The sequence below is a fragment of the Streptomyces anulatus genome (assembly GCF_014650675.1).
In the GTDB taxonomy this organism is placed as follows: Bacteria; Actinomycetota; Actinomycetes; order Streptomycetales; family Streptomycetaceae; genus Streptomyces; species Streptomyces anulatus.
This window is the reverse complement of record NZ_BMVK01000001.1, coordinates 1,025,587-1,038,904: the sequence shown is the minus strand read 5'-3', so window position 1 is coordinate 1,038,904 and position 13,318 is coordinate 1,025,587. Positions and strand designations below refer to the sequence as shown.

Genomic DNA, 13,318 nt, shown 5'->3' with positions numbered 1-13,318 from the left:
GGGGCTACTTGGCCTTGGCGATGTCGGTGTCGATCTGCTTCGCGGTCTTCTCCAGACCGGCCTGCAGGTCCTTCACCGCGCCCTTCTCGTACTGGTAGCCGAAGTCCTGGATCGTCTGCTGGTACGTGGAGCCGTTGACGGCCCCGTCGGGGGTGTTGGACTTCGGGTGCTGCGCGATGTCCAGGAAGGTCTTGAAACGCGGGTCGAACTTCAGGTCGGGGGACTTCAGCGCCTCGAAGGTGGAGGGCACGTTGCGGATGCCGTTGGCGAAGTCCACGACCGCCTCGGTGTCGCTGGTCATGAACTTGACCAGCTCCCACGCGGCGTTCTGCTTCGTACTGGCCGGGGCGATGCCCACGATGGTGCCGGAGAGGAAGCCCTTGCCGTAGCTGTCCGCCTCGTCGTCGGCGACGGGCATCGGCGCGACGCCGATCTCGAAGCCGGGCTTGGTGTCCTCGGCCATCCCGAGCCGCCACTCGCCGTCCAGCTGCATGGCCACCTGCCCGGTGTGGAACGGGTGCTTGGCGCCCCACTCGTCACCGAACGTGCCCCGGTACTTCTCCAGCCTGTCGTAGCCGCCGAGGTCCTCGACGAGCTTCTTCTGGTACGTGAACATCTCCGCGAACGCCGGGTCCTTGGCGATGTTGGACTTGCCGTTCTCGTCGAAGTACTTGTGGTCCCACGAGGACAGGTAGTGGTCGGCGACGGTCTCGTAGCCGTGGAAGGTCGGCATGAAGCCGAGCTGCTCGTAGCTGTCGCCCTTCTCGACCGTCAGCTTCTTGGCGACGCTCGCCAGCTCCGACATGGTCTTCGGCGGCGCGGTGATCCCGGCCTTCTCGAAGGCGTCCTTGTTGTAGTAGAGGCCGTAGGCGTCGGTGAGCAGCGGCAGGGCGCAGCGCTTGCCCTCGAACTGGGTGTAGTCGAGGAGGACCTTCGGGAAGGTCTTCTCCAGGTCGAGCTTCGACTTCTCGATGAACGGCTTCAGGTCCGCGAACGCGCCGGACGAGCAGAACTTGCCGACATTGGCGGTGGTGAAGGAGGAGACCACGTCGGGCCCGTTCGAACCGCCCGCGCGCAGCGCCTGGTTGAGCTTGTCGTCGTTGATGTTGCCGGAGACCTTCACCGTGATGTTCGGGTGGGCCTTCTCGAACCGGTCGATGTTGTCCTTGACCGCCTTCACCTCGGCGGGCGCGCTCCAGCCGTGCCAGAAGTTGATCGTGGTCTTCGCGTTCGGGTCGTCGGAGGCGCCGGCCTCGGACTGGCCCGTACACGCGGTGGCGAGTACCGATATCGCGGCGACGGCGACAGCGGTGGCGGTGAGACGGCTTGTGCGCATGACAAAACTCCCAGGGACGGGGAAGAGGCAGACGACGGGGAACGGGGGAGGAGCGTGGTTCAGCGCGAGGTGTCGAACACTTCGTCGCGGGTGTCGGCGAGCGCCCTCTCCAGGGCGCCGCGCAGTACGGGGGTGCGGTCGATCTCGCCGACCACGAGCCGGGGGCGGGAGGCGGCGAGCTCGGCCAGCTCGGACTGGATCAGGGAGCGCAGGATCTCGCCGCCCGCCGCGACCGCCTGGCCGGAGAGCACGATCAGCCCGGGGTCCAGGACGGCGGTGACGGAGGCGAGGCCGGTGGCGAGCCGCTGGGCGTACTGGCGCAGCAGCTCGGTGAGCGCCTCGTCCCGCTCGTAGGCGTCGGCCGCCCGCGCCAGCAGTTCGGCGGCGACCTTCGCGTACGGCTGCTGCGGGGTGTCGACGCCCAGCGCCTTCGCGAGCCGGGGCACCGCCTGGGCGCCCGCCAGCTCCTGGAAGCCGCCGCTGTTGGCCTTGACGACCTGGCGCACGAGCGGGGTGCCCGGCACCGGCAGGAAGCCGACCTCGCCCGCGCCGCCGGTGAAGCCGCGGTGCAGCCGGCCGTTGATGACGAGGGCGGCGCCGAGGCCCTCCTCGTTCCACAGGAGGACGAAGTCCTCGTGGCCGCGGGCGGCGCCGAGGCGCTGCTCGGCGACGGCGACCAGGTTGACGTCGTTCTCGTACTCCACCGGCATCGGCAGGAACGCGGCCAGCTCGTCCAGCAGGGTGGGGGAGTGCCAGCCGGGCAGGTGCGAGGCGTACCGCAGCCGTCCGGTGCCCGGGTCGAAGGCGCCCGGCGTGCCGATGACGAGCCGGTGGACGTCGGCGCGGGTGAGCCCGGCGTCCTTCACCGCCCCGTCCAGCGCGTCGGCGACCTGGCGCACCACGCTGTCGGCGCGCCGGCCCGGGGTCGCCAGCTCGAACTCCCCGACGGTCCGCCCGGTCACGTCCGCGACGGCGGCGACGATGCGCCGCCCGTTCACGTCGAGCCCGGCCACATGGGCGGCCCGCGCGTTCACCGTGTAGAGCTGCGCGTTGGGCCCGGGGCGCCCCTCGCTGGTCCCGGTGGCGACGACCAGACCGGCCGCCTCCAGCCGGGCCAGGAGCTGGGACGCGGTGGGCTTGGAGAGGCCCGTCAGCTTCCCGATCCGGGTCCGGGAGAGCGGCCCGTGCTCCAGCAGCAGATCGAGGGCGGCCCGGTCGTTCATGGCCCGCAGCACCCGTGGTGTGCCCGGAGTGCCGGGAGCGCCGGGAGTGGTTCCCGCCATCGTGGATGCACCGCCCTCTGTCAGGACCTCCGGAGCAGCTCCGGAGAAACTCTGTTAGGAAAGTTTCCTATTCGGTTGAGAGGACGGTAGGGCGCAGGTCACCGCACCGTCAATGGGTGGCCCCCGTCCGGCAATCAAAGTGTTACCTGACACGGCGACGCCCCCGGCCGCCGTCCTGGGGTCCAGGAGGCGGCCGGGGGCGTCGCGGAAGCGGTTACTTGCTCAGGTTCGTCGGCGGTATCGGGGTCGCCGCCAGCGACTGCGGGGAGGTCGCCGAGGCGTACGCCGACGGGGCCGCCATCGCGGCCGTCGGGTCCGCCGTGGACTCGCCCTCCACCTGGAGCGGCAGCGTGCCGACCATCCGGATGCCCGCGTCGTCCAGCGCCTGCTTGATGCGCCAGCGCAGCTCGCGCTCCACGCCGAGCGACTTGCCCGGCATCGTCTTGGCCGTCACCCGGACCGTCATCGAGTCCAGCAGGACTGCGTCCAGGCCGAGCACCTCGACCGGGCCCCACAGCCGCTCCGACCAGGGCTCTTCCTTCGCCATCGTGGCGGCGGCCGAGGTGATCGCCTCGCGGACGTGCTCCAGCTTCTCCGTCGGGCGCACCGTGACGTCGAGCCCTGCCGTGGACCAGCCCTGGCTGAGGTTGCCTATCCGCTTCACCTCGCCGTTGCGGACGTACCAGATCTCGCCGTTGTCGCCGCGCAGCTTGGTGACGCGCAGCCCCACCTCGATGACCTCGCCGGAGGCCACCCCGGCGTCGATGGTGTCCCCGACCCCGTACTGGTCCTCAAGGATCATGAAGACGCCGGAGAGGAAGTCCGTGACCAGGTTGCGGGCGCCGAAGCCGAGTGCCACACCCGCGACACCGGCGGAGGCGAGCAGGGGGGCCAGATTGATCTTGAAGGCGCCCAGGACCATCAGAGCGGCCGTTCCCATGATCACGAACGAGGCCACCGAGCGCAGCACCGAGCCGATCGCCTCCGAGCGCTGACGTCTGCGCTCGGCGTTCACCAGCAGACCGCCCAGCGCCGTGCCCTCCACCGCCTGGGCGCTGCGGTTCATCCGCTCGATCAGATTGGTCAGGGCGCGCCGGATCAGATAACGCAGCGTGATCGCGACCGCCACGATCAGCAGGATGCGCAACCCGGTGCTCAGCCAGGTGGACCAGTTCTCCTCGACCCAGCCCGCGGCGTTCCCGGCCTGTTCGGCGGCTTCGCCCAGCGAGCCGCCCGGCTCGGGAGACGGGGCTGCGGCCAAGAGGACGGACAGCGACACGACAGGGACCTCCAGGGGGACGACGGCTGGTCAACAACACTAACGAAGCCGGGGGAGTGGATCGTTGCCGTCGCGGGAGGAGAGACGGGTCTCACCGGGAACACCTCCGCTGTGGCCGATCGCACAGTGCGGACGGCCGCCCAGGTGAAACACCTGTTCGGCACCGCCGGACGGCGTGCGGAGCCCGGAGTGAGAAAAATCCTCCCGGCCCGTTACCCGTACGTGGTGGCGCTTTGACCAGGCATGAGGAGAGACTGAGATCGGATCGTCCCGGCGCGAGCCACGCGCCGCCGGCGTACAAGGAGGCATCCACCGTGCCGCACGTCCTGGTTCTCAACGCGTCGTACGAGCCGCTCGGCGTCGTACCGCTCCGCCGCGCGCTCGTCCTCGTCCTGGAGAACAAGGCCATCTGCCTTGAAGAGTCCGGCGCCTTCCTGCACAGTGCCACCCGCGCCGTGCCCGCACCCAGTGTGGTCCGGCTCAAGCGCTTCGTCCGCGTCCCCTACCGGGGCCCCGTCCCGCTGACGCGGCGGGCGCTGTTCGCCCGCGACGGCGGGCGCTGCATGTACTGCGGGGCCGCCGCGACCAGCGTCGACCACGTCATCCCGCGCAGCCGCGGCGGACAGCACGCCTGGGACAACGTGGTGGCGGCCTGCCGCCGCTGCAACCATGTCAAGGCCGACCGCCATCTGCCCGAGCTCGGCTGGCGGCTGCGCCACCAGCCCGCCCCGCCGACCGGCCTGGCCTGGCGGATCATCGGGACCGGACACCGCGACCCGCGCTGGCTGCCGTATCTGCAACCGTTCGGCGCGGACGACGTGATGGCCCGGATCGACGGCGTGTCCGCCTAGGGCGTGGTTCCGGGGCGTCGGACGGCTCAGTCGTCCGCGACCGCGTACGCCTCCACCGACCAGAGCGAGTAGCCGTACTCCGTCGCCCGGCGCTCGCCCTGCACCCGGATGAACCGGGTGTCCTTCGCGTCCATCCGGACCGACTCGCTTCCGCCCCGGCCCTCCGACACCGTCGCGGCGGTACGCCAGACACGGCCGTCGGCGGAGACCTGTATGCGGTAGCGGGAGGCGTACGCGTCCTGCCAGTTCAGCACCACCTGGCCCAGGCGCACCGGCTTCGGCAGCTCGGTCCCCCACCAGGCCCCGTCCTCCACCGGCGAGGACCACCGGGTCTCCGGATCGCCGTCGGAGGCCGCAGACGCGGGGAAGTCGGGGGTCTCGTCGCCGGACGACGAGGCCTTCGCCGTACGCGCCAGATCCGGGCCGCCCGTACGCGGGAAGGCCCGCACGGTCAGCGTGGACTCCTGGCCGCCGAAGGTCAGCGGAACCTCGTACTCCCCGGCCGGGGTGTCCGCCGGAACGGTGATGTCCACGGGCACATCGGTGCGCGAACCGCGCGGCACGGTCGTCTGCTTCGGGACCCGCACCTCGATGCCCTCGGGGGCCTTCGCGGTGAGCTTGCCCTTCACCTCGACCGGACGGCGCCCGGCCAGCCGTGCCGCGACCCGCTGGGACTCGCCGCCGATCTCCGCGTCCGTCTCCCCGTGAGTCAGGTCGAGCGTGGCGGCGGGCTCGTCGCCGAACCACGGCACCAGGGCGCGCACCTGCGGGGCCCCCGCCACAACGGCGGGGGAGGGGGGCAGGGTGGGGCTGAGGTAGGAGGGCGGGGCGGTCCGGGCGGCCTCCGGCACCGTGACCCGTACGGCGTCCGCGCGCAGCCCCTTCGCGGCGGTCTGGGTCCAGCCGCTCGGCGAGAGCCGCCCGAGGGCCCGCCACCCCTCACCGGGCACGTGCGCCTCCACGACCGCGTCGGTGAGGGCGGCTCCGGGCTCGGCGAGCGCCGTGACGGCCTCCACCGGGCGGGGCCCGGCCAGCCGGACCGTATAGCTGTGCGCGTCCTTCGTGACCCGGCCCGAGGCGCGGTCGGTGCCGTTCCACCCGGCGGACACCTTCGCCGCCCTGTCCAGGAACGGGTCCAGCACGCCCTTGCCGACCGTGGCCCGGCTCGCCCCGATCTCCTCGCGCAGCGGCTCCAGGGCCAGTTGAACGCGCCAGGCGGCGGCGCCGTCACCGGCGGCCTGGGCCTGGAGCAGGTCCACCGCGAGCTCACCGGCCCGGCCGTAGCGGGCCAGCTGCTCCGTCCAGGGGCGCACCTCTTCGGTCAGCCGGCCGTCGGCGGGGGTCTTCAGCCGCTCCGGGGCCCCTCGCATCACGGAGAAGGCCGCACGCAGCTCGGCCGCCGCCCGGTCGCGGCGGGAGGCGTCCGCGCGGGAGTTCCAGAACGCGTCGAACAGGGGCTGGAGGTAGGCGGACTCCTCCGCGCCGAGCACCGAGCCCGCACTGTTCCCGGCCAGCGCCAGCAGTGCGTCCCGGGCTCCCGCGTCCCCGCCCGCCAGATCCTCGACGGCGGCCCGCCACGACTCGTCCGGGCGGTACCCCTTCGGGTTCCAGGCGAAGTCGGCGGCGGTGAACAGCGGGATCCGCGAGGCGGACGCCTGCTCCATCGCATTGGCCAGCAGCGCCGCCGAACCGCTCGCCACCGCCGGGTCCCGGCCGGTGTACGGGCCGAGGAAGATGCGGTCCTGGGCGTAGTCGTTGACCGGGTAGTTGTCCATCGTCACCAGCGGGTGGCGGAACGCGGCGCGGGCCCCGGCCAGTTCACCACCGGTGATCTTCTTCGGCACCACCCCGACACCGGTCCAGGCCACCTGCACCCGGTCGTCCAGCTCGGCCGCCAGCGCGGTGCGGTAGTCGGTGGCCCCGTCCTGGTAGAACTCCGTCGGCAGCACCGACAGCGGGGCCGCGTCCGGGTGCCGTTCCTCCAGATGCCGGGCGAGGGCGCCCGCGACCCGGGCCTGCGCGCGGGCCGCCGCCTTCGGACCGCTGCCGAAGGTCTCCGCGTCCAGGTCGCAGTGCCACTCGCTGTAGCTGACGTCCTGGAACTGGAGCTGGAAGACCCGGATGCCCAGCGCCCACATGGCGTCGATCTTCTTCGTCAGCGCCCGGACGTCCTGGTCCGAGGCCATGCACATCGCCTGACCGGGAGAGACCGCCCAGCCGAGCGTGACGTGCTCGGCGCGCGCCCGTTCGGCCAGCGCGCGGAAGTCGGCCCGCTTGTCGGCCGGATACGGCTCGCGCCAGCGCGCCAGCCGGTAGGGGTCGTCGCCCGCCGCGTAGAGATAGCGGTTCTGCTTGGTGCGGCCCATGAAGGAGATCTGGGAGAGCCGCTCCTCGCGCGTCCAAGGCTCTCCGTAGAACCCCTCGGCCATGCCGCGTACGCCGGTTCCCGGCCAGTCCCGTACCGTCACGCCGGCCACCGAGCCGTCGACGACCAGCTGGCGCAGGGTCTGGACGGCGTGGAAGAGGCCGTCCGCGCCGAGCCCGTCCAGTGCGACGGTGGCGCGTCCGGCGACCTGGCCGACCGCGATCCGGTAGCCGCCCGAGGGCAGATCGGCCCGGTCGGGAGCGCGCAGCGCCCGCAGCGCGTCGCCGGCTCCGCTGCCGCCGACACGGACCACGGGACCGCCGCCCGGCAGGCTCTCGTGCAGGGTCCGGACGCCCGCCCCGCGCAGCAGTGAGCGCGTCTGCTCGACGGCGTACGGATCGGCGTCCGGCGCGGCGACGATCGTGGCCTCGGAGCCCAGCGGCACGGCGGGCCCGGTGGCCTTCATGCTCTGCGGACGGGGCCATACGGACGGTGTCCGCGCACTGTCGGCGCGGTCGGCGGCACCGGCGACGGGCCTGCCGGGATCGGCGGGAGCGGCCGTCGCGGCCGGAGCGACGGAGACGGATCCGAGGAGTCCGCCGATCACGGCGGCGGCCACGGCCGTCGCCTGCCTTCTGCGCCCGATCCGCACGTCGCGCTCCCCTTCGTACGTACCAACTGCCGGCGATGGACCGCCGTGCCGACCGCCTCGGACCGCAGGCGGTGGACCCCGGCGGGCTCCGAGCCCACCACCCGGGCGCGAGGGTGTCAATGCGCATGGCCGTTCTGCCGTATTTGCCGGGAATAGCGACGCCTTCGAGCCCTGTGGGGCTGGTGTGGCGGGCGGGAATGGCTGAAAACGGCCCATACTTGCCATCCGAGGGAACGGAATGTGACCCAGAGCACGTTGGGCTCGTTGTCATAACGCCTGCGTCACGTCCACGTCTGCCACGGCGAGGCCTGGGTAGGTCTGCTGTGTCCTGTTCTCCATGGCCAGGAGGCCACCATGCCCGCTGCCGCGCAGCTCCTGCTCTCCGCCCTCTCCAAACAGGTACCCACGCAGCCCGAATCCGGGCCGCTGACCAGCGAACTTCCCCTTGCCGACGTCGCCCACCTGATCAGTGGGCCGCCCCTCGCCGATGTCTCCCTGCTGCTCGGCGAATCCTCGTTCGCCGATTCCGCGCCGCTGACCAGCGAGCCTCCGCTCGCCGATGCCACCCCTCTCACGAGCGAGCCTCCGCTCGCCGCCGTCGCCCCTCTGACCAGCGAGCCGACCGCACCCGGCACCGCAGGGGGCATGGAGTTCCCAGGAGTCTGAATGGGCTTGTCCCGGCTCGCCGCACTGCACGGTGTCGCCACCTCCTACTCCCCGTCGCCGGATGTCACGGTGTCCGTCCCCGACGACACGGTCATCGCCGTGCTCGCCGCGCTGGGCGTCGACGCCGGCACTCCGGCGGACGTACGGAAGTGCCTCGTCGCCGCGGAGTCCCGCTCGCGCCTGCTGCCGCCGACCGTGGTGGTCTGGGCCGGTGAGCCCCTGCCGCCCGCCCTGTCCGGGCTGCCCCCCGGCTCGACCGTCACGGTCGAGCCGGAGCCGCCCGAGACCCCGGGACGCCCCGCGGGCCGTCCGCCCGCCCCGCTGAGCATGCGGGCACGGGCGGCGGCCCCTGCCCCGCCCGTGTCGTCTCCGGGTGCCTCCGCCGCGCCCGTGCCGGCTCCGGGCGACGCCGTCGGGGCCTCCGCGCCGCTCGCGATGCCTCCGGGAGGCGCCGCCACGGTCTCCGCCCCGCCCGTGACGCCCCCGGCGGGCGCGGCCACCGCCTTCGCGCCCGCCTCCGCCCCGCACCCGCAGCGCGCCGACGGGGAGCCCGGCGCTCCGGCGGCCGTCCCCGCCTGGTGGATCCCGCCGGCTCCCGGCGTCCACCGCGTCCACGTCCGTACGCCGGACCACCGCCGCGCCACGGCCACCCTCGTCGTCGCCCCGGCCCGCCTCCCGCAGCCGCCCGGGCGCTCCCACGGCTTCCTGGTCCAGCTCTACTCCCTGCTCTCCGCCCGCTCCTGGGGCATGGGCGACCTCGGTGACCTGGCGGACCTCGCCGCCTGGTCCGGGCGGACCATTGGCTCCGGGTTCGTCCAGGTCAACCCCCTGCACGCGGCCGTTCCCGGGCACCCCACCGACCCGTCCCCGTACCGCCCCTCCTCGCGCCGTTTCCCCGACCCGGTGCACCTGCGCATCGAGTCGATCCCCGAATACGGCCACGTCCGCGACCGGGCCGCCCTGGACGACCTCCGGCAGGACGCCGCCGCGCTCAGCGAGGCCGTGCTGAACAAGGGCGCGCTGATCGACCGGGACGCCGTCTGGGAGCTGAAGCGCCAGGCCCTGGAGCTGGTCGTCGAGGTGCCGCTCACCCCCGGCCGCCGCGCCGCCTACTGCGACTTCCTGGCCGAGCAGGGGCAGGCGCTGGAGGACCACGCCCTGTGGTGCGCGCTCGCCGAGGTGCACGGCCCCGACTGGCACGCCTGGCCCGAGGCCCTGCGCGACCCACGCTCCCCGGGAACCGCCCGCGCCCGGACCGAGCTGCTGGACCGGGTCGACTTCCACTGCCGCCTCGCCTGGCTGACCGCCACCCAGCTCGCCGCCGCCCAGCGGGCCGCCGAGGACGCCGGGATGAGCGTCGGGATCGTCCACGACCTCGCCGTCGGCGTGCACCCGGCCGGTGCCGACACCTGGGCCCAGCAGGAGGCCTTCGCCCACGGCATGTCCGTCGGCGCGCCCCCCGACGCCTTCAACGCGCGCGGCCAGGACTGGGGTCTGCCGCCCTGGCGCCCCGACGTCCTCGCCGCCACCGGCTACGCCGCCTACCGGGGCCTGCTGCGCGGCCTGCTGGCCCACGCCGGGGCCCTGCGCATCGACCACGTCATGGGCCTGTTCCGGCTCTGGTGGGTTCCCGAGGGGCGCCCGCCCACCGACGGCACGTACGTCGCCCAGGACGCCGAGGCGATGCTCGCCGTCCTCGTCCTGGAGGCCCACCGGGCCGGCACCGTCGTCGTCGGCGAGGACCTCGGCACCGTCGAGCCCGGGGTCCGCGAGGCGCTCGCCCGGCGCGGCGTGCTCGGCACCTCGGTGCTCTGGTTCGAGCGCGACTGGGACGGCGACGGACGGCCGCTCGCCCCGGAGAAATGGCGCCGGGACTGCCTGGCCACCGCCACCACCCACGATCTGCCCTCCACCGCAGCCCGGCTGACCGGCGACCATGTGACGCTGCGCCACCGCCTCGGCCTGCTCACCCGCTCCCTGGAGGAGGAGCTGACCGAGGACGCCACCGACACCGCCGAGTGGCTGGCCCTCCTGGCCCGGCTGCGGATGCTCCCCGAGGGCGACGGCGACGAGGAGGCCGCCGTCCGGGCCGTCCACCGCTTCCTGCTGCGCACCCCCGCCCGGATGACCGGCGTCTGGCTCCCCGACACCGTGGGCGACCGCCGCCCGCAGAACCTCCCCGGCACCTGGGACCAGTACCCCAACTGGCGTCTCCCGATCGCCGACGCCGAGGGGCATCCGGTCACCCTGGAGGAGATCACCGCCTCCCCCCGGCTGCACGCGCTGATGGACGTCCTGCGGCCCCGAAAGCCTCATACGGCACCCCCGGGCGAGCGCCGTCCCTAGGCGTTCGCTACGTTGGCACCGTGGACAAGAAGAACGCTATGCGCGCCGGCGTCGTTGCGGCCGGGACGACGCTGATGATGCTGCTCATGTCGAGCCCGGCGCTCGCGCTCACGCCCGACGACGGTGACGACCCCGCTCCGCGCCTGAGCGCGATCGAGACCATCGGTCTCTACGTCGTCGCGCCCATCGCCCTGTTCGTGGTGATCACGGGCCTGGTCATGGTCCTGGACAAGTCCAAGAAGCAGGTCTGACCCGCACACGTACGACATGCGCGAACGGTGCGCCGCCGGTGGGAACCACCGCGCGGCGCATCCGTGCGTCCGGGCCGCGTCGGGCCGGTAGGTTGCGCCCATGACCGAGTGGGACGTCAAGAAGCTCCGCATCCTGCGCACCCTGCGTGACCGGGGCACCGTGACGGCGACCGCCGAGGCGCTCCGGATGACCCCCTCCGCCGTCTCCCAACAGCTCACCAACCTGGCCAAGCAGCTCGGGGTCGACCTCCTGGAGGCCCAGGGCCGCCGGGTCCGCCTCACCGACGCCGCCCACCTCGTCCTGCGCCACGCCGAGGCGGTCTTCGCCCAACTGGAGCGGGCGGAGGCCGAACTGACCGGCTATCTGCGCGGCGAGGCGGGCGAGGTCAGGGTCGGCGCCTTCTCCACCGCCGTGCCCGCCCTCGTCGTCCCCGCCGTCCGGCTGCTGCGCGCCGAGGACCGCCCGGGGCCCGACGTACGCGTACGGGAGGCCGAGGCCGCCCAGGCCTACGAGCTCCTCACCGCGGGCGAGGTGGACCTGGCCCTGTCGCTGGCCGCCCACGCGCCCACCGCCCGAGACCCCCGCTTCAGCCTCTTCCCGCTGCTCGCCGACCCGCTGGACGTGGCGCTCCCCGCCGGCCATCCGCTGGCCGGCGCACCCGCGCTGCGACTCGCCGACCTGGCCGCCGACCGCTGGATCTTCGGCGGCTCGGGACCCTGGTCCGAGATCACCACCGCCGCCTGCGAGGCGGCGGGTTTCGTCCCCGAGCAGGCCCACAGCGCCGCCGGGTGGACCGCGATCCTCGCCCTGGTCGAGGCGGGCATGGGCGTCGCACTGGTCCCCAGGATGGCCGCCCGGGAGCCCCGCGAGGGCGTGGTGATGCGGGTGCTGGAGGCGGACCGGCCGCGCCGCCATGTGGTGGCGGCGGTCCGGCACGGGGCTTCGAGCGGACCGGCGGTGGCCCGGGTCCTCACGGCACTCACCGACGTGGCCAGATCGTTCAGCTGATCTGAAAGATATCTGCGAAAACTTTCGATGGACCTGATGGGTCCGGTGGCGCGAAGGTAGGAGCCATGACCTTCGACGCGAGCGAGACCACATTCCAGGACCCCGACACCGACCCCCACGCCAATGACGCCGCGCCCTACGGCGGCGGCGACCCGTACGCCGACTACCGCGAAGCCGGAGACCTCCCCTTCACCGAGCTGGTCGACCTCGCCGACCGCCGCCTCGGCGCGGGCGTGATCGCCGCCAACGACGAGTTCTTCGCCGAGCGCGAGAACCTCCTGATCCGCGAGCGCGCCGTCTTCGACCCCGAGCACTTCGGGCACAAGGGCAAGATCATGGACGGCTGGGAGACCCGCCGCCGCAGGGGCGCGGACGCCGAGACCCCCTTCCCGGCCCCCGAGGACCACGACTGGGCCATCGTCCGCCTCGGCGCGCCCGGCATCGTGCGCGGCCTGATCGTCGACACCGCCCACTTCCGCGGCAACTACCCGCAGCGCGTATCGGTACAGGCCACCTCCGTCGAGGGCGCCCCGAGCCCCGAGCAGCTGCTCGCCGACGACGTGAAGTGGGAGGAGATCCTCCCGCCCACCCCCGTACGCGGCCACGCCGCCAACGCCTTCGAGATCACCGGCGGCCGGCGCTACACCCACCTGCGCCTCTGCCAGCACCCCGACGGCGGCATCGCCCGCCTCCGTGTGCACGGCGAAGTCGTCCCGGACCCGGCCTGGCTCGCCGCGCTCGGCACCATCGACCTGATCTCGGTCCTCAACGGCGGTACGTACGAGGACGCATCCGACCGCTTCTACTCCTCGCCCACCCAGATCATCCTGCCGGGCACCTCCCGCAAGATGGACGACGGCTGGGAGAACCGCCGCCGCCGGGTCCGCGACACCAACGACTGGGTCCGCTTCCGCCTCCCCGCCCAGGGCGCGGTCCGCGCGATCGAGATCGACACCGCCTACCTCAAGGGCAACTCCGCCGGCTGGATCGCCCTCCAGGGCCGCAACGGCGACACCGGCGAGTGGTTCGAGATCGTCCCGCGCACCCGCCTCCAGCCCGACACCCTCCACCGCTTCGTGCTGCGCGCCCAGGCCGTCGTCACCCACGTCCGCCTCGACGCCTTCCCCGACGGCGGCGTGGCCCGGATGCGCCTGCACGGCGCCCTCACGGAGTCCGGCGCGGCCGAGCTGACCCGCCGCTACGAGGAGTCCGGCGCGTAACCCGCACCCCTTCCGCTCCACCCCTGCTCCGCCCGGCGGACGGCTGCGCTCCTGCGCCCG

10 protein-coding genes are annotated in these 13,318 nt (G+C 73.2%); 6 read left to right on the top strand and 4 right to left on the bottom strand.

Annotation, left to right across the window (positions count from 1 at the left end; all coding sequences use genetic code 11):
- Positions 1–4: 4 nt before the first annotated feature.
- The 3 genes from IE272_RS04525 to IE272_RS04515 all read right to left on the bottom strand — a co-directional run bounded on the left by IE272_RS04525 (position 5) and on the right by IE272_RS04515 (position 3,898).
- Positions 5–1,336: an ABC transporter substrate-binding protein gene (locus tag IE272_RS04525; protein ID WP_057662812.1), complete on the bottom strand. Its 1,332-nt coding sequence runs from the start codon at positions 1,334–1,336 to the stop codon at positions 5–7.
- A gap of 59 nt (positions 1,337–1,395) precedes the next feature.
- Complete coding sequence (locus tag IE272_RS04520) at positions 1,396–2,619, bottom strand: ROK family transcriptional regulator (RefSeq protein ID WP_050360786.1); 1,224 nt, start codon at positions 2,617–2,619, stop codon at positions 1,396–1,398.
- A 214-nt stretch (positions 2,620–2,833) separates the two neighbouring features.
- On the bottom strand, positions 2,834–3,898 hold the full coding sequence (locus IE272_RS04515) for a mechanosensitive ion channel family protein (RefSeq protein ID WP_050360785.1): 1,065 nt from the start codon (positions 3,896–3,898) through the stop codon (positions 2,834–2,836).
- 314 nt (positions 3,899–4,212) lie between these two features.
- Here IE272_RS04515 and IE272_RS04510 point away from each other — a divergent pair, with 314 nt between their 5' ends.
- Positions 4,213–4,749: an HNH endonuclease gene (locus IE272_RS04510; protein WP_006124472.1), complete on the top strand. Its 537-nt coding sequence runs from the start codon at positions 4,213–4,215 to the stop codon at positions 4,747–4,749.
- A gap of 26 nt (positions 4,750–4,775) precedes the next feature.
- Here IE272_RS04510 and IE272_RS04505 read toward each other — a convergent pair whose 3' ends face one another.
- Positions 4,776–7,766 carry a glycoside hydrolase family 84 protein gene (locus IE272_RS04505; protein WP_190006286.1) on the bottom strand — a complete coding sequence of 997 codons (2,991 nt, stop codon included), beginning with the start codon at positions 7,764–7,766 and terminating at the stop codon, positions 4,776–4,778.
- A gap of 354 nt (positions 7,767–8,120) precedes the next feature.
- Between IE272_RS04505 and IE272_RS04500 the strand changes: the two genes are divergently transcribed.
- From IE272_RS04500 to alc, 5 genes are all read left to right on the top strand, one after another.
- Positions 8,121–8,432, top strand: a complete 312-nt coding sequence (locus IE272_RS04500) for a hypothetical protein (RefSeq protein WP_050360784.1) — start codon at positions 8,121–8,123, stop codon at positions 8,430–8,432.
- On the top strand, positions 8,433–10,778 hold the full coding sequence (gene malQ, locus IE272_RS04495; RefSeq protein ID WP_190006285.1) for a 4-alpha-glucanotransferase: 2,346 nt from the start codon (positions 8,433–8,435) through the stop codon (positions 10,776–10,778). It begins immediately after the preceding gene.
- A gap of 20 nt (positions 10,779–10,798) precedes the next feature.
- A complete protein-coding gene (locus IE272_RS04490; protein ID WP_007455080.1) occupies positions 10,799–11,029 on the top strand; it encodes a hypothetical protein in 231 nt (76 codons plus the stop codon).
- Positions 11,030–11,129: 100 nt separating this feature from the next.
- On the top strand, positions 11,130–12,038 hold the full coding sequence (locus tag IE272_RS04485) for a LysR family transcriptional regulator (protein ID WP_050360782.1): 909 nt from the start codon (positions 11,130–11,132) through the stop codon (positions 12,036–12,038).
- A gap of 65 nt (positions 12,039–12,103) precedes the next feature.
- On the top strand, positions 12,104–13,258 hold the full coding sequence (alc, locus tag IE272_RS04480) for an allantoicase (RefSeq protein WP_057662793.1): 1,155 nt from the start codon (positions 12,104–12,106) through the stop codon (positions 13,256–13,258).
- The last annotated feature ends 60 nt before the right edge of the window (positions 13,259–13,318 follow it).